The following is a 16,682-nucleotide window of genomic DNA, read 5'->3' as shown; positions in this document are numbered from 1 at the left end:
TAGAAGTCGCCAGTACGAACGCTTGTTGCTCCGTGGTCGGACGCGGATCGGCCCGCCGCCGATGCCGGCGAGGGAACGCCCCTCGCCGGCATCGTGGTCGTCAGGCGTCGAAGCGAACGTTGCGCCTACGACGCATCAGCATCATCGTCACGCCACCCCCGAGGATCAGGACAGCACCTACGATGCCGACCAGCATGACGGGCGAACCGGTCAGCGGCAGGCCGGAACCTCCGCCGCTTGGCGTCGCGGGCGCAGCGACAGGGGTGCTCGCGTCGGGCCCATCCGGCTTGCAAGCGCCGACCCGGGCGTACCGGAGCGAGGCGCGCGCCGTGGAGCGGCGCGTCCCGACGAGGAGGTTCGCCTCATTGATCACCGCGGTGACACCATCCGAGGCGCATGCGGTGTCCACCTTGGTGCTCAGACAGACCTGCGGGTCGTCCCCACGGAAGGCCAGCGTCACCGCGGCCTTGCCGGCCTCCACGGCGTCGCCCGTCGGGGCGGTCAGCACGACGTCGGCGGTCAGTCGCGCGGTCGCACCGGTGGCCGGGATGGACGAGAGGTCCAGTTCCTGACCCTTCAGCGCGATCCGGTCGAAGCCGGCCACCGGCTGGTTGGTGGCGTCACGAAGGGTGACCACGGCGCTTGCGTACCGGCTGGGTTCGATGCCCGTAAGGGCAAGGGTGGCCCAACCCTTCACGTGGCCGGTCTTGTTGTCACAGTAATAGGAGGCGGGAACGATGGCGGGCACCGAGGCGATCGCGACATTGCAGCCGGTGTGGCCCGCGGCGTCGAACACCTCGAAGCGCCCGGAGTCACCGACCGACCAGAGGCAACCGGGAGCCGCCGGGTCCTCGCGCAGCGAGTAGGTCCGGGTGGCGAGCCCGGTGTTCAGCGCCGCAACGCCGGCGCAGGGACCACCTGTGGCGAAGTCGTAGCACATGTAGGTGGACGTGTCGTCGGAGTGCACCATCGGCAGGTAGATCCGGGCACCCAGCCGTTCAGGCGATCCGAGACCGTCATAGCCGAGGACGCTGGTGCCGGCTGCGGGGAAGCCCGTAGGCGTCGCCACCTGCTCGCCCTGGATGCTGTAGCAACGCCAGCCGACCAGCCGATGATTGGCGCTCAGCGTCCAGCAGGCGCCGGTCACCGCGCCGCCGTGGTCGAGCATCGGCACGAAGAACTTCGACGCGTCGCCGGCCGCCGGCTCGGACTTCGGGAAGCCGGGACAGACCGCGTTCGTCGTGGTGTCGAAGCAGACCAGGTCGATACGACCGGCGATATGGAACGACGTGAAGACGTAGCGGTCGTCAAAGGCGTCGGTTTGCGCACGGGCGCCTTCGGTCGTGTCGGTGTTCGCCGCGGCTGCCGCGTCGACGGTCACCGGGAAGCCCGCGCACCCGGTGCCCTTCACCGAGTCGAAACAGAACAGCTTGCCGGTCTCGTTGCGCAGGTAGAGACGGCCTCGCACCAGAGCCGCGCCGCTCAGGTCGATTCCCCCGCGGACGCGGGGCATCGCGTCACCGGCCAGCACGGTGAAGCCGCAGGAACGGTTGCTCACCAGGTCGACGCAGGCGACTCCGACGGTGTTGTGGTTGCCGTCCGCGGCGCCGCGCTGCGCCGGGAAGTAGAGCCGCCCGCTGGACTGGTCGACGACGGTACCCGGTGATAGCGCAGTGTAGTAATCGTCTGCGCCGGTGTTGATCGCCTTGCCGGCCTCTGACGAGAAGAAGGTGGTGCTGGTCTCGTATCCCGGGCAGACCGCGCCGGTGGCCTTGTCATGGCATTCCATCAGCTTGGCCCCGGGCGCACGGTGATGGTGCACGGTGTAGACGTTCGACCCGAAGAAGGCCGCGTACGTGCCGTCGCCGCCGCCGGAGTTTCCGACGAAGCCCTTGCCGGCGGGCTTGACCGGCGCCTCGCTGCCGTTCGTGCCGGCCGGTAGGACCGCACCGGCCACCCGGACACTCTTCACCGTGGCCGGCTGCTCCGACGCGTACGCGCTGCCGTCCGCACTGAAGGCGGTGGTATAGCCGGTCGGCGCGCGCAGGGATCCCGGAACGAACGCCTGCCCCGCCTCCACCGGATCGGTCACTTGCGCGGGGACTGCGGCATTCGTTCCGTTGTGCAGGCCGATGACCCAGTTGATTCGCTGACCGGCAGCCACGTCGCTGCTCGATCCGGTCTCCGCCACTGTGCCCGACTTGGTGGCCGAGACGTCGCCCGGGGCGGCGCCCGCGGCGTACGGGTTCACCGTCAGCGCCGCAGTGGTCACGGCCAGAACGGCACCCAGGCGACGGCTAAGTGATGTGATGAATTGCGCGTCCGAAGGCGCTTTACCCATTGGTAAGGTTTCCTTATCGTACTGCTGACGGTCATACATGTGATTACTGACCAGTTGATCAAGGAACTGGAGCTTGCCATCGCCGGCCATCGGGCGCAAGCGGCTGAGGTGCCCGGCGCCCGCGAGTGCCGAAGATCATCTGTTCGGTCAAACCCGTCCCTGATGAGGAGAAGGTGTGCGGGGCATCAGTAGGGTGGTGGTGGAGATTCGCCGGACGAAGGGTCGAGAGGTGGGGCGACCGAAAGATCCTCAGCGGCGGCAGGACGTGGCCGATGCTGCGCGCCGCGCCGTCGTTCGCGATGGGCTCACCCAGGTGCGCCTACGGTCGATCGCCGATGAGGCCGGCCTCACCGCGGGTGCGGTGTTGTACTACTACGGCAACGTCGACGCTCTGCTCATCGAGGTGTATCACCAGGGCGTCGAACGCTGGTGTGTGGAGCGGGAAGCGCTGGTCCGCAGACACGACGACGCACGGCTGCGTCTACGCGAGTGCATCGAGACCGGCGTTGCCGACGGCCCGGACGATGAGCTCGGCCGGCTGCTGATGGAGTTCACGCCGCGGGTGCTGCACGACCCGACCGCAGCCCGGCTCGACGGGGAATTCGCGCAGCGTCAGGCCGACATCTACGCAGAAGTGCTGAACCGCGGCGTAGACCAGGGGCATTTCCGGCTCAGCGATGCCGCGGAGCTACTCGCCGCCACGTTCGTCGCCATCGAGGACGGCCGTCAGCTCGACGTGCTCAGCGGTCGCATCAGCCGGCAGGAGTCGGTGCGGACCCTCGTGTCGTATGCCCGGGCAGTGACCTCCTGCCATATCCCCGACACCGTCGGCTGACCGGCCGATCGGCCGGTCAGCCGGTGAGCGCCGGCTCCGGTCGCGGGCAGCCGATGAGGTTTGCACGAACCCGGCGGCAATGGAAAGCACACCAATCGCCACCGCGCTCCTGTCTCACTGCCCATCCTGGGGCGCGCGAACTCTGCCCTCACACCGCACATATTTGCCAGGAGAACGGTGGGCGCGAACGTCACGGCGTCGCAGCGGTCCTGCGCCCGGTGGTGAGGCGGTCACCATCCGGCGCCCGGGACACATCCGCGAGTGGGCACCCATTGTGATCAACATCGCTGCAGGAAACGTAGGCGGCCTCGGCGAACGTCTACATTGACATGAACAGAGCAACGAGGCGCGTGCTGGCCATCGCTACCGGCGCCGCGGCTGTGGTCGGTGCCGTCCCACCGGGCAGCGCCGCCGCGGCCGACATCCAGGTCAGTTACATCGCCACCATCCGCGTCGACAGCGGCCATGGCGCGGAGTACTTCCAGGCCCGCTTGACCGACCCGGCCGACGTCCGCGCCGCTACGGACAATATGCAGGGCGTCACCAACCAGCACATCAACGGGCGGGTCGTATACACCGGTGCGGACGTCAACAAGGGTTACACCTGGCACCTGGACCCGGCCGACGTCAGCTTCGTCGACCAGTCGATGGAACTCTGCGACGGCGCGCCCAGCTACGTCGCCGGCGACCCGAACAGCTACACGCGGTACTGCCCCTGGCACAGCAAGGTTCAGGACCTCCGCGTCACCTACACGCCGTACCGCCCGCGAGGCTGACCTGATCGGCGCCGCGGTCTCGCTGCGGGGCCAAGCGGGCCGGACGGCGCCGAGTCCCGGCGGGCTCATCTCCGACCCGGAAGTCGTGGGCCAGCCCTGTACCTTCCGTCCCGGGACGCTTGCGGCAAAGCGGGTCCAAGATGTCTGACACCGAGCCGGCATGACACCCGTCCGGGTCGTCTTCGTCTGCCCCGCACAAGGGTGGAGACGCGCTCCGCCCTCTCGGACGCTTCAGCGTCCACTGTCGTTGTAAGACCGTCACCAGCACATCGCATGGCCGTGGATCACGAGTCCACGGCGTGAGCAATCCAGCAGGAGGATCCCTTGCGCACTACGAAAATCGCTGTGTCCGTCGCCACCGTTCTTGCCGGTCTCGCCGGCACGGTGAGCCCGGCCGCCGCCGAACCCGCAGAACCGGCACTTGCCGTCAGTGACCTCACTGTCCTCGGTGGCGGCACCCGCGACGCCCGCGGCAACACTGTCGGCCGGGACGTGTGCGGGCCGCGCGGCACCGTCCTGCCCCGACACGCACTCGGGGACGGTTCGAGCGCGTACTACGCCCACGGCGACGCCCTGGGCGCGGGCCTGGACCCGGACCGGGCAGTCACGACCGACCTGTGGTGCACGTTCTCCCTGACGGTCACCGCCGCCCAGGGCCGGGCGTACAACCTGACGAACCTATGGATGGCCGGCCAGAGTCGTCTGGCAGCCGGCACCTCCGGCACCGCGACTACCAGCGTCAGCTCACCGAGCGGCCACACCAACCTCACCACCACGATCAGCGGCCCCACCACGCTGGGCGAGAACTGGCAGCTGAACGGCCTGCCGAGCGACAGGGCGCTGATCGGCGGTTGCGGCACGGCGGAGACCCTCGTCGTCACCCAGCGGATGCACCTCCCGCGGGAGTCGAACGGCTACCTGAGCAACGTGGCGGACCCCGGCTGGAACTCCACCCGGCTGATGCTGTCCAGCGTGCCCTGTAACGACTGACCCCAGAAAACTGTTCGCGGTTGCGGCGTACCGCGCCGCCGCAGCCGCGAACAGCCCACTGCCCAAGCGCCTCACGGGCACCAGCCCAACCGCCAGCTGGCTGGGCAGCGATGCCGACAGATCCGGGCCGATCGCTTCCCGGACACTTGATCAGCCCAGCGTGCGCGAACAGGCCGATACACGCTGGGCCGCCGACGGGCTGGGGCGACGGCGGCCAACCGCGTTGACGCGTGGTTCCGACAGCCGGCGCTGGTAGCGGGCGTGCACCCGCCGCGGTGTAGTACCGCATCCGAGGCACGTCGCCTGAGCCGTACCGGCGTGACACGGCAGACGACCGCCGCTTGGCGCGGCTTCGCCATCCGAGGCCACTTCGGATCCGGATCCTTAAACGGCGTGATCGTCGAGACTTTGTCGGACCGCGGCCAGCACCTCAGGGTCCTCACAACCGCGCGCATATCCTTCGATGCGGCGCCGGATGTCATGGCCCAGCAGCCACGTACCGATCCGTTCGGCGACGGGGCGCAATATCGCCGGGCGGCAGCGGAAATGGTACCGCCACGTCGCCACGGTGTGATCGGGCAGATCCGGGGCGGGCGCGAATCGCCAGCCGCCCGCGAACACGTCGAAGAACCACGGACCGCGCACCATTTTCATGCCGACATGGCTCGGCGGGGCGAAGGACACGTACTCGCTGATCATGACGATGCCGTGCCGTGAACGCGTGAAGGTGCGCACGCCCTTGCCAGGATCAGTCGCGCCATCGATGAAGTGCTGTTCGCGGACGAACGGATCCCAGCGGTAACGCAACGGTGCGGCGGTCTGGGATACAGCAAACGCGACGTCCGGGGTCACGGGGACAACGATCACGGCTTCCACGACAGGCATGCGGTCATTATCGGCCGCCGGACCTCAGGGCGCTCAGTGCCGAGCAAGGCGTGAGCCGGGTCATCTTCGCAGCGGTCATAGGAAGAAGTCGGCGACGGTCGGGGCATAGGGGATGTCGATGAGGAATCGACGCGGCCGGCCCGGCGGGTGGTAGACGGTCACGGCGGCGCCGGACGCGGTCCGCTTCAGGAAATCGTCACGGGCGGAGCCGAAAAACCGGTAACGCCGCTGTCCCCCGTGTTCTGCGGTGGCCTCATGCCAGTGCACTGAAATCGTGTACTGGCAGACATCGGGGCCCCGCGGGTTGACCGTCTGGACCAGCTCACGGTTGGTCACCTTCGCCGTAGCGCAGACACCGTGGCGGCGCAGCCTGCGTAGTCGTGCCCGGAGCCACCACATCCGCGCTCGACGACAGGCCATCACCGCCGCTATGCCGGAAGTGACACCGGCCGCCTCAACCAGTTCGTCGGTGTGGAACCCGGCGAGTCCGGTCAGCGGTGGGGTCTCCAGCAGAAGACCGACGCCGATCATGGAGGCCAGCACGGACGTCGCGAAGAACGCCAGCATCACGACACCCCACGCGGCGCTGATGCCGAAACGCGTCCAAGCCCCGGTCCGCCCCTTCTCCGGCGGCACCGGCTCGCGGTGGACGTGGTACGGCATGCCGCCCATTGTCTCGCATGGGCGAGGCGGGGAGCGGCGTGCGGCAACACCGGTCGGTCGGGTCCGCGCACCGCTATGGCGCCGCATGCCGCACCCGTTTAACGCCTGCCTTTGGCCCGGAGTCCAGCGTCAGCAGAAAGAGCCCATGACGACCGCAAGTGGCGCAGGTCGCGGCCACCACTGCCGACGGCGCCAAGGCCACCCAGCAGGCAGCCACCGACCTCACCGTGCTCGCCGGGGAACTCACGGCCACCGTCAACAGCTTCCGCCACTGATCGCTCCCCATCCGGTGGTGTGCAGTCAACAGATGAGGGCCGAAACCCGAGCGGCCTGACCGGGGAGCCCAGCATGCGCCGATCCGGTTTCAAGCCGATCAGCGACAGGTACGGGCCGCCGCGATTTGCAACCGGCTGGCACTTCGCAGGCAGGCCTGAATGCCGAACGGTCTGACTGTGAAGCCACCACGAGCAGTTGATGTCTTGAGCGGAGACACACAGCCGGGTCGCCAGGCGGGTTCCTGGCGGTCGGCCTGTCCTGCCCGACTCGGGGTCACCGTTTGCGGTGTCGTGTTGGTCTCTTACTGCTGGCTACTGATGGCCCAGCCGATGTCCGGCCGCGCAATGATGATCATGAGCAACCTGATGATGATCGGCGCGGCCGTGACCGCCACCACCGTTGCAGCGCTCGGGTTCCGTCGCCTGACCACATCCTCGCGGCGGGGTGCCGCCTTGCTGATCGGCTCGATGGTCAGTTTCGCCATCGGCCAGACCATGTACTTCAGCTATGAACTGCACCCAGAACACGGCCAGCCGTTCCCGGCACCGGCGGACGTCGCGTATGTATGCTCCTCGTTGCTCCTCGTTGCCGCCATAGCGATCCTTGCGCCACGGCAACGCCGGCGTCTCCAGACTGCACTCGATGCCGCCATGATCGGTTGCGCTCTGTTGTACGTGAGCTGGGCACTGGTGCTCGGGCCCATCGTGCGCGGGGGCGCTGGATCGGCGATGGAGTGGACCCTGCTGCTCCTGTACCCGATCGTTGATCTGATCACCGGCAGCATCGCCTTGCTCGTCGTCGCACAGGCCGGCACCCAATATCGCGGCCCACGGCTGACCATCGGATTGGGCGCGCTCGCCTTGGCTGTCGGAGACAGCGGCTTCGCGTACCTGGCTCACCTCGGCCTCTACGTATCCGGCGAATCGGTCACCGACGCCGGTTGGGTCATCGGCTATCTGGCCATGGGGTGGGGTGTCTGGTACCTCGCCGCGATGCAGGAACGGCCTGCGGGCCAAGCCCGCGCGCGTTCCGTAGCCAGCGACGCCGGAGCCGCGACCGTGCCGACGCGGGCGACGGTGGTTGGTGTGACCACGCCTTACCTGCCTTTCGCAGCAGCGCTGGTCACCACGGTGTTCCTGGTCGCCCGGGACGGCTCCGTGCCCAAGGAACTACTACTCCTCGGTCTGGGTTTTGCGCTGCTGGTGATGGTTCGGCAGGTGGTGGCGTTGTGGGACAACATTCTGCTGGCGGGAAAGCTCCGCAGTACCGTCGAACGGCTACAGCTGCGCGAGCAGGAACTCGAGATGCTCGCGTTTCACGACTCGCTGACGGGGCTCGCCAACCGGACACTGTTCCATGATCGAGCGCGGCACGCGCTGATCCGGCAAGACCGGCTCAAGACCTCCCTGTCGGTGCTTTACATCGATCTCGACGGTTTCAAGGCCGTCAACGATCGGCTGGGCCACGCGGCGGGCGACGCTCTGCTGGTGACCGTTGCCGAGCGTCTGCGCTCCTGCGTCCGGGCCTCTGACACACTGGCGCGCCTTGGCGGCGACGAGTTCGCGGTGCTCGCCGATCCGATGCAGGCTGTCGAGGATGTTGCCGTCATCGCGGAACGCATCGTGCGGTGCCTGGCCGCACCGGTATCACTGAGCAACGGTACAGCCATGGTTACCGCCAGCGTTGGCATCGCCACCCGCGAACCGTTCAGCGGAGACCTCGACGCACTGCTTCGGCGTGCCGACGAGGCGATGTACCAGGCAAAGGGGGGCGGCAAGAATCAAGTCGTACAGGCAAGATGATGACTCGCTGGCAATGACTTCCGGCGATCGCGCTGGGTGACGTAGCTGGCCATCGTCGGGCAGTCCTGTGCGGCGAACAACTGCCCCCGCTCGTTCCCGCGTACTTGCCGCAGGCTGCGCCGGATCGGGTGTGCAATCGTGAAGCCCTTGCTCGGCATGTGTCGTGGCCCGAATGGACCCGTCGGAGATAGGCGGCCCGGCATCGCTGAGCGATCTCCCATGCCAGGACGTGCTGGCGGATAGTCCCTGCGACGGCTTCGTCAGCGCGAAATTCGAACACGACATGCTGCCGCTGGCCTTTGGCCGCTGGGCTGACGTCGTGGACTGTTGCCGTGACCGCCACCTCGCCGGGATCGAGCGACGCCGACAATGAAACTTGATCACCAGCCCGGAGCTGCACCGATGGGTTCACCAAGCAGGTGTGAGATCGGCCAGTCTCGCTCGCTCGGGAGAGAAGGGCACGGCGAACGCCTCGTAGCTGGGCCGAGTAGCTGCTCGATGGGGCTCAGCTGGCGTGGGCATCCGAACGCGCATCACTCGGTAGATGCTTCGGGGGCTGTCGGCTCCGCCACGACGTGCTCAGCATCGCCGTGCTCCAGCCGATGAGTCAGCGTGCCTGCGAAACGGATGGGGCGAGCCCAGGGACCAGCTTGGGCTTGGTTCGCCGGAATCGGCCTGCTCGTGGTTATGGCGTATCCGTTGCTGCCCGGTGATGGACTTCCGAGATGTTATTTCGACGGGATTGGCGTCGGCGGCACCGTAGCGGTGATCCTTGGCATCCTCCGCAACCGGCCTCGAGCGGCGGGAAGCTGGTGGCTGCTTGCCGCGGGCCAGCTGGGCACCGTTGCGGGCGACATCATGTACGACTACCGGCAAGCCGTGTTGCACAACGCCTCGTGGCCTGGACCGCCTGAAGCGCTGTACCTGACCAGCGACCTTGCCGTGGCAGCCGGGCTTTTCGGCCTGCTGCGTAGGCGCCGCCGCAGCAGTGATCACGCCGCGTTCGTCGACTCGGCGATCATCGCAAGCGCCTTCGCCCTACTCAGCTGGATATTCCTCATCAAGCCCGCAGCCAGGGACGCCTCGCTGGGTAGATGGGCGCAGGCGATGATGGTCGCCTTTCCCACGGTGGATCTGCTGTTGCTGGCGATGGTGGCGTGCCTGCTCACCGTGAACGGTGCTCGCAACACCGCATTCTTTCTGATCATCAGTCGGATAGCAGTCACCCTCGTTGGCGACTACACATGGCTCATCGCCGACCGGACCTCCTACGATCCCGGTGAGGTCGCCAGCCGGCTGGTCGATATCGGATTTCTGATCGCATACGTCACGCTAGGGGCGGCAGCGCTGCATCCGAACATGGTCGAGGTCGGGCAGCCCACCACCGCTCCGCGACGCCCGACATCGGCGATACGGCTGGTGTTCTTGGCTGCTGCCGTCCTGATAGCTCCCGTTCTACTGGCATGGCAGGCGCGAACAGCAAGCGGATATGTCCCCGACGCGAATGCCATCGCTTCGGGCAGCGCTGGTCTTTTCCTCCTCGTCGTCATCCGCATGGCGCTCCTGTTGCAGCAGGTGCGCGCCCAGAACCACCTGGTGGAGCGACAAGCCCAACGACTGCGGGAGCTGGCTGAACGTGACGTGCTGACCGGCCTGCCCAACCGCCGGGCGTGGGACGAGGCCCTGCCCGCTGCCCTGAACCGGGCCGCCCGCGATGGCAGCCCGGTCACCGTGGCGATTTTGGACGTCGATCATTTCAAGGCGTTCAACGATACTTACGGCCATCCAGCGGGGGACCGGCTGCTGCGCGAGGCCGCAGCTTCCTGGAGAGCGAACCTGCGTGAGGCCGATCTTATCGCCCGATACGGCGGTGAAGAATTCGTTGCGTTACTTCCCGGCACGCCGCTCGGCGAGGCCACGATAACGGTGGATAGGCTCCGTCCGACTACGCCGATGGGGTGCACTTTCTCCGCTGGTGTGGCCACCTGGGACGGTCATGAGAGCGCTGCCGAGCTCGTCAGCCGTGCAGACCGCGCGCTTTACCGGGCAAAGCACGCCGGTCGTGATCGCGTTTAAAGCGACATGCCTCCGGAATCCGTAGCCGCTTGAACTGGCTCCTCGCTGCCGTTATCGCGGAATTCCTAATACCGGAACGAGGCGACGAGAGTGTCCAAGTCAGTGGCCAAGTCACCGAGCTCACGAGCCGCTTCTCGCGTGGACGTGGCGTCGCGGGTGGTCGCCGCGGCTATGTCGGCGACGCTGGCCACGTTGTCCGCGATGTGCTGGGAGCCCAGTGCCACCTCCGACACGCTACGGTTGATCTCGTCGGTGGTGGCCGACTGTTCTTCGACGGCCGCGGCGATATTCTCCTGCAGCTCCGCAATCTGCATCACGACGTCAGTGATGCGGCCGATCGCCGCTGTGGCATGTTCCGTGGTTCGTTGAATGGCATTGATTTTTGCGATGATGTCATCGGAAGCCCGTGCGGTTTCCTGCGCGAGATCCTTCACCTCGCTGGCCACCACAGCGAATCCCTTACCGGCGTCGCCGGCTCGTGCGGACTCGATGGTCGCGTTGAGGGCGAGCAGATTCGTCTGTTCGGCGACCGAAGTGATCGTCGCGACGATCGCGCCGATCTCCGCACTGGCGGTGACCAGTTGGGCAACCGACTCTGCGGTTTGCTGCGCGGACGTGACCGCTTCCGCAGCGACGCCCGCGGCAGAGGTGGTGCTCCGGGAGATTTCTGAAATGGCCGACACCATCTCCTGAGCCGCGCCGGCCATGGTCTGCACGTTGCCGGACACTTCGTCGGCAGCACCGGCCACGACCGTGGCCTGGGAACTGGTGTCGAACGCCTGCGTGTCCATGCGCTGGGCGACGTCGGCGAGTCCCCGGGACGCGGCGGCCAGCGAGGACGCCCGCTCGCCGACTCCCGAGAGGATTTGCCGCATCGCGTCGCCGGCCTCGTTGAATGCCTGCGCCATGTCGGTCAGCTCGTCGCGGCCGTCGGTTGGCAAGCGTGGCGTGACGTCGCGTCCGGCGAGAACACGCAAGGCTCTGGCCACTCTGGCGGCCGGCTGGACAATGCTTGCCGTGAGCAGCAGGCCGAGCAGCACGGTCAGCACCAGCGCCAGCCCGCACCCGATCAACAAGGCCGTCCGCAGGCGCTGGGCCGCCGCCTGTGTCTCACGCTGCGCAGCGTCGCTGCGGGCGATGACTGAGTCGGCCAGCTTGTCGATGTTCTCGCCCACCGCCTGAAACGTTTCGTAGGCGGGCCCGTTCATCAGGTCCGCCGTCCGCTGCGGCGCGCTCCGGCCGCCGGTGCGCATGATGGCGACGATCTGATTATCGAAACTGAGGAAGTCGGCAAAATGTTTCTTGACCGCGTTCAAAGAATCCCGCTCGCCGGCAGCTAGATCAGCACCCTCGATCTTGGCGATTTGCCGCTTCACCAGCTCGTACGCCTCCAGCGTGCCTTTACGGTTGCTCGACTCAGGGTCGGCGGCGGCTTTTCCGCCGATCAGCGAGGAATCCCAGCCGAAACCCAGCTGCCAGGCGCTGGCGTCGGCGTTCAAGAACTTCAGCTGCATGACGTCACGGGTCAGCACCTGCAGTCGCCCCACCTCGTCGGCTACGTGTGTCTGCCGCCGCGACTCCACGACCCCCACCGAGGTCATCACTGCCACCAGCAGGCAGAACAGCCCGAAGGCCAGAAACAGCCGGCTACGCAGTCGGAGGCGTCGCAAGACACCGAGCATGCCAGCCTCCCGTACGAACCGCGATCACCCCGACTTTACGACTCCATGACGGCGCATTCGTCGCTTCGGCTGACCAGGCCATCCGGTGTCCGAGAATCAAGCGGTGCCGGCGAACTGCGAGGTCTGGCCGAGCCCTTCGGCTGACAGGGCCGAGTAGCCCCCGTCCACCATCAGCTCTGTTCCGGTGATGAACGAGGCGTCGTCACTACAGAGGAAGAGCACCGCCCGAGCCACCTCATGTGGTTCTCCCAGGCGGCGCAGGATGTGGTAAGGACCCCATACCGGCTCCCAGGCCTCCCGGTCGTCCTGGGCCGCCCGCAAGACCTCCGGCGTCCAGATCCAGCCCGGGCTCACCACGTTCACCCGGATCCCCCGCGGCGCGAGATCCAGAGCCTGGCACCGGGTCATCGATACGATGGCACCTTTGGTCGCGTTGTATGTCCACCGGTCCGGCTGCGCAACATGTGCGGAGATGCTGGCCGTGTTCACCGCGGCGGAGCCGGGCAGCATGTATGGCACACATGCAGCGAGGACCATCGCTGTCCCCCGGACATTCACCTGCAGGACGCGGTCCCACTGCTCCTGAGTGGCGTCGACCCCGGCGGCCACGAAGCTCACCGCGCAGCTGGCGAGGTAAGAAATCCCGCCCCATCCCGCAACCAGCTCGGCGAGTGACTCCTTCACGGCCGTGGAGTCGGCGATGTCCACCGTAATCGGACGGACTGTGCCCGGCGCTCCGGCGGCGATGTCGGCCGCGGTCCGGTGCAGTTGCGTCTCATTGATGTCGAGCAGGGCGACCCGGCATCCCTGCGCGGCGAAGTCCTGAGCGATGGCGGCGCCGATGCCGGATGCCGCTCCGGTGACCACGGCGACCTGGTCGCGCATCTCGGGATAGCGCTGAACAACGTTCACTGTCGAAGCTGATCACATTCATCATATGAATGTCAATCATGGGGTTGGCATCCCGACGCCGTTTCAGGAACAGGATGAGACTTGCGGGTGGAAGCCGGAAGCCGCTCCCTGCGCGTCCACCGGGCCGCCGGCTTGCAGGTCACCGCGCACCTGGCGCAGGTGCATCCGCATGGCATCGGTAGCCGCCAGCGCGTCGCGCGCCTCAACCGCCTCGACAAGATGCGTGTGCCAGGCGATCGCCCGGTCGACACCGCCAGGCGTCTGAGCCGCAAGAGTGCGAGAACGACGGCCCAGCGTGACCAGTGAGGCGTGCATAGCGATGATCAACGGGTTGTGTGTGGCGCGCGCCAGCGCGCTGTGGAACCGGATGTCCGCCTCGGCCTGAGCATCGGCATCCCGGTCGCCGAGCCACTCCTGCTCAACTAGCAGCGCGCGCAACTCCCGGCGCTGGTCTTCGGAGGCGCGGATAGCCGCCAGGCTCGCCGTCACCGGCTCCAGCGCCTGTCGAGCCTCAATGAGGTGCACCTCGACCAGTTCGCGCAGCATGTCGGTGTCGCTGCCGCAGCGCACGAAGTCGGGATCGAGCTCATTCCATTGTTCGCGCGGTCCGATCGTCGTGCCGCTGCCCTGGCGCACCGTGACGAATCCCTTGCCCGCGAGCTTGTGCATGGCTTCCCGGACCGCGCTGCGGCTCATCCCGTAGGCGTCGCACATCTCTGGCTCGGTAGGCAGGCGATCCCCCGGCCGCAACTCTCCGACCGCAATGCGACGCAGGTGGTCGTCCACCACGATGTCGGCAAGATTGACCTTGGCCACGTCGGACTCCTGCCGGTAGCTCCGCGTACCGACTTGGCGCCAGTACGCGGAACATAATACCAATTTCTCTGAGGTCGAAGGTTGTGCCGTCTCCCCTTCAGCAGGCTTGACGGCCGGTCGGCCGAATCACCGTCTTGACGGTGGCCCGCTCACCGGATGCCAGTTGCCGGAACGCTTCCGGCGCCTCGTCCAGACCGATCTCCCGATCGATGAACAGGTCGACCGGCACGGTGCCATCGAGCAACGCCTCAGCGGCTTCGCGGAAATGTGCCTCGCTGTAGCAGAACGATCCCACGATCCGGCGCTCCGCGGTGGTGAGGGCATACGCCGGCAACTGCACCTGCGGGGAGCCCATCCCCACGATGCACACCGTGCCCCCTGGGGTCACCATGTCCAGCGCGGAGTCGATCGTCGCTGAGATGCCGATGGCATCGACCACTCGGGCGATTTCGGTGACCCCGCGAGCCTCCAACGCTTCTCGCAGGGTGGTGGCGCTGAGGGACAACCCGACCGCGCCGAGCCGCTCGGCACGGCGTACTTTGGTAGCGTCGAGGTCTCCCGTGAAGACGTCGCGGGCGCCGTCACGCCAGGCGGCCCACGTCGCGGCGAGGCCGATCATTCCGGCGCCGAGAACAGCCACCTCAGTGTCTCTGCACACCCCTGCCTGACGCACTGCCTGCAGCCCGACGGCGAGCGGCTCGATCAGAGCGCCCTGCCAGAGACCCGCTTCCAGGGGAACGGCGTTGGCGGCCGGCACGACGATCTGCTCGGCGTAACCGCCCCGGTAGTGAGAGTCGACGCCGATGACACGACGATAGGGGCAGAGGTTCGTATTGCCGGCATGGCATCGGATGCACTGACGACAGCCGATCACCGGGTTCACCGCAACGCAATCGCCCGAGGACCACCCTGTCACGCCGTCTCCGAGCTCGAGCACGGTCGCCGAGATCTCGTGTCCCATCACCATGCCGGCGGTGCGCCGGCCTGTCTCGCCCGCGTAACCGTGCACGTCCGAGCCGCAGATGCCGACTGCGTCCACTCGCAGCAACAACTCGCCTGCGGCAGCCACCGGCTCCGGTACGTCCTCCACGACCATGCGCATCGGGCCCTGGAAGATCAGCGCTTTCATGCCACCCGTCCATCCGGGAAGCGTGCAAAGTTCTTGGGGTCGTACAACGGAAGCACGATGGCAGCCGTACGCCGCACACGCTCGTGGACGGCGAGCGCCTCGTAGATGTTCTCGGTGATTCCGATCGGATGGTCCTGTTCCACGTTCTCCAGATGGAAGTACGCGTCGGAGATCGCCACCACACCACTCTCGGTGTCCACCTCCACGACCACCGACGCGCGATGATGCGCCCCGGCCCACCAGGTACGGATCCCTGGCGCGACCTCGTCCTCGTCGGCCAGCAGCCGAACCCGGGGCCAGGCCGTTGTGACCAACGGAACGAGGATTTCGTCCGGCAGCGAGGTGCTCCGGTCGTCGTGCGGGTGCCGGTGCGTTGTGTGGAAGTGACGCCAGCCCCGTTCGCTGATGCAGATGACCGCGTTGTCGAAGGCGAGGACATTGCTCACGGAGTACAGCTGCAAGGGCGTGAGGATGACGTGGGTCACCTCCTCCGATGACACGCAGACCCGAGCGAGCTGATCAAGAACAAACTCGCCCTCCTCCCGGCGCATCGCCGCCCGCTCGCCCAGAAACGCCGCCCATCCCCGGTTCATCGGCTCGAGGTCGCGGGCCGGGCCGGTGTTGACCAGTGCGGTCACGCCGTTCCCGCGGATCAGCACAGTTTGGAACGTCAGCGGATGCCATTGCTCCCAGTCACGCATCCAGAACAGCTCCGGACCAGGTATCTGGCTGTGACCGACGGCAAGCGTGATCACCTCGTAGGTGGACATTGCGCTCCCTTCACCTTCCCCGAGCTGGGCACCTGGTCCGGCATGGCAGCGCCGACTCGGTGGATCTCGGTGCGAACCTGTCGCATATGCATCCTCATCGCGTCGCGGACGGCGTCCGGGTCACCGCCGGCCACGGCGTCCACGACGTGCCGATGCCAGAACACGGCGCGTTCCACGGCCCCGGGCACCGCCGCCGTGGCGACTCTCGATCGCCGTCCGAGGCCGGCGATCGAGGCGTGGATCGACACGAGAACCGGGTTGCCGGTGGCTCTGGCAAGCGCCTCGTGGAAAGCCATGTCCACCGCGGCGTGCCTGCCGGGGTCTGCGCCGCCCACTTGTTCGAGTTCCTCGGCCAGTTCCCGCAACCGCTGCACGTGCACCGGTGAGGCCCGGTACGCGGCGATCGCCGCGATCGCCGGCTCGAGGATCTCGCGCGCTTCCACGAGGTGACTCAGCAGGTCGCCGTTGTGGCTGACGCGAAGGTACGCAGGGTCCAGCTGGTTCCACTCGACGCGCGGCGCGACCGTGCAGCCACTTCCCTGCCGTACCTTCACGAAGCCCTTGGCCGCCAGCGCCTGCAGCGCCTCACGGACGGCACTGCGCCCCACCCCGTACAACCGGCACAACTCCGACTCTGTCGGAAGGGTGTCTCCCTCCACCAGTTCCCGTGCGGCAATCCTGCGCAGGTAGTCATCGACAAGGACTTCGCTACGTTTTCGCCGGACCACC

The 16,682-nt window shown here is 67.0% G+C and carries 14 protein-coding genes; 5 read left to right on the top strand and 9 right to left on the bottom strand.

Features of this window, described 5'->3' with window-relative positions:
* Window positions 1–100 precede the first annotated feature (100 nt).
* Window positions 101–2,431: a hypothetical protein gene (locus tag ACSP50_RS20380; RefSeq protein ID WP_155123567.1), complete on the bottom strand. Its 2,331-nt coding sequence runs from the start codon at window positions 2,429–2,431 to the stop codon at window positions 101–103.
* A 103-nt stretch (window positions 2,432–2,534) separates the two neighbouring features.
* Here ACSP50_RS20380 and ACSP50_RS20375 point away from each other — a divergent pair, with 103 nt between their 5' ends.
* The 3 genes from ACSP50_RS20375 (at window position 2,535) to ACSP50_RS20365 (ending at window position 4,942) form a co-directional block, all read left to right on the top strand.
* Complete coding sequence (locus ACSP50_RS20375) at window positions 2,535–3,176, top strand: TetR/AcrR family transcriptional regulator (RefSeq protein WP_197688162.1); 642 nt, start codon at window positions 2,535–2,537, stop codon at window positions 3,174–3,176.
* 350 nt (window positions 3,177–3,526) lie between these two features.
* Complete coding sequence (locus ACSP50_RS20370) at window positions 3,527–3,952, top strand: hypothetical protein (protein WP_014691149.1); 426 nt, start codon at window positions 3,527–3,529, stop codon at window positions 3,950–3,952.
* A gap of 345 nt (window positions 3,953–4,297) precedes the next feature.
* Window positions 4,298–4,942: a DUF4360 domain-containing protein gene (locus ACSP50_RS20365; protein WP_043511802.1), complete on the top strand. Its 645-nt coding sequence runs from the start codon at window positions 4,298–4,300 to the stop codon at window positions 4,940–4,942.
* Window positions 4,943–5,326: 384 nt separating this feature from the next.
* On the opposite strand, the gene ACSP50_RS20360 is transcribed toward ACSP50_RS20365, so the two are convergent.
* A complete protein-coding gene (locus tag ACSP50_RS20360; RefSeq protein ID WP_014691147.1) occupies window positions 5,327–5,827 on the bottom strand; it encodes an SRPBCC family protein in 501 nt (166 codons plus the stop codon).
* Window positions 5,828–5,902: 75 nt separating this feature from the next.
* Window positions 5,903–6,490 (bottom strand): hypothetical protein, encoded by a 588-nt coding sequence (locus tag ACSP50_RS20355; RefSeq protein ID WP_014691146.1) that lies wholly within the window; start codon window positions 6,488–6,490, stop codon window positions 5,903–5,905.
* A 629-nt stretch (window positions 6,491–7,119) separates the two neighbouring features.
* Between ACSP50_RS20355 and ACSP50_RS20350 the strand changes: the two genes are divergently transcribed.
* Window positions 7,120–8,568: a GGDEF domain-containing protein gene (locus ACSP50_RS20350; RefSeq protein ID WP_157432790.1), complete on the top strand. Its 1,449-nt coding sequence runs from the start codon at window positions 7,120–7,122 to the stop codon at window positions 8,566–8,568.
* A 687-nt stretch (window positions 8,569–9,255) separates the two neighbouring features.
* Complete coding sequence (locus ACSP50_RS20340; protein ID WP_014691144.1) at window positions 9,256–10,644, top strand: GGDEF domain-containing protein; 1,389 nt, start codon at window positions 9,256–9,258, stop codon at window positions 10,642–10,644.
* Window positions 10,645–10,709: 65 nt separating this feature from the next.
* On the opposite strand, the gene ACSP50_RS20335 is transcribed toward ACSP50_RS20340, so the two are convergent.
* From ACSP50_RS20335 to ACSP50_RS20310, 6 genes are all read right to left on the bottom strand, one after another.
* Window positions 10,710–12,326 carry a methyl-accepting chemotaxis protein gene (locus tag ACSP50_RS20335; protein ID WP_014691143.1) on the bottom strand — a complete coding sequence of 539 codons (1,617 nt, stop codon included), beginning with the start codon at window positions 12,324–12,326 and terminating at the stop codon, window positions 10,710–10,712.
* 96 nt (window positions 12,327–12,422) lie between these two features.
* Window positions 12,423–13,238, bottom strand: coding sequence for an SDR family oxidoreductase (locus ACSP50_RS20330; protein WP_052311658.1), 816 nt, complete (start codon window positions 13,236–13,238; stop codon window positions 12,423–12,425).
* Between the two features lie 63 nt (window positions 13,239–13,301).
* Complete coding sequence (locus tag ACSP50_RS20325) at window positions 13,302–14,054, bottom strand: FadR/GntR family transcriptional regulator (protein ID WP_014691141.1); 753 nt, start codon at window positions 14,052–14,054, stop codon at window positions 13,302–13,304.
* A 97-nt stretch (window positions 14,055–14,151) separates the two neighbouring features.
* A complete protein-coding gene (locus tag ACSP50_RS20320; protein ID WP_014691140.1) occupies window positions 14,152–15,183 on the bottom strand; it encodes a zinc-binding dehydrogenase in 1,032 nt (343 codons plus the stop codon).
* Complete coding sequence (locus ACSP50_RS20315) at window positions 15,180–15,953, bottom strand: hypothetical protein (protein ID WP_014691139.1); 774 nt, start codon at window positions 15,951–15,953, stop codon at window positions 15,180–15,182. The genes ACSP50_RS20320 and ACSP50_RS20315 overlap by 4 nt, the downstream gene beginning before the upstream one ends.
* Window positions 15,935–16,681 carry a FadR/GntR family transcriptional regulator gene (locus ACSP50_RS20310; protein WP_014691138.1) on the bottom strand — a complete coding sequence of 249 codons (747 nt, stop codon included), beginning with the start codon at window positions 16,679–16,681 and terminating at the stop codon, window positions 15,935–15,937. Before ACSP50_RS20310 ends, ACSP50_RS20315 begins: the two co-directional genes overlap by 19 nt.
* Window position 16,682: the final 1 nt, after the last annotated feature.

It is taken from the genome of Actinoplanes sp. SE50/110, from assembly GCF_900119315.1.
GTDB lineage: Bacteria > Actinomycetota > Actinomycetes > Mycobacteriales > Micromonosporaceae > Actinoplanes.
The sequence above is the reverse complement of the archived record's forward strand: the minus strand, read 5'-3'. Positions and strand labels throughout refer to the sequence as shown.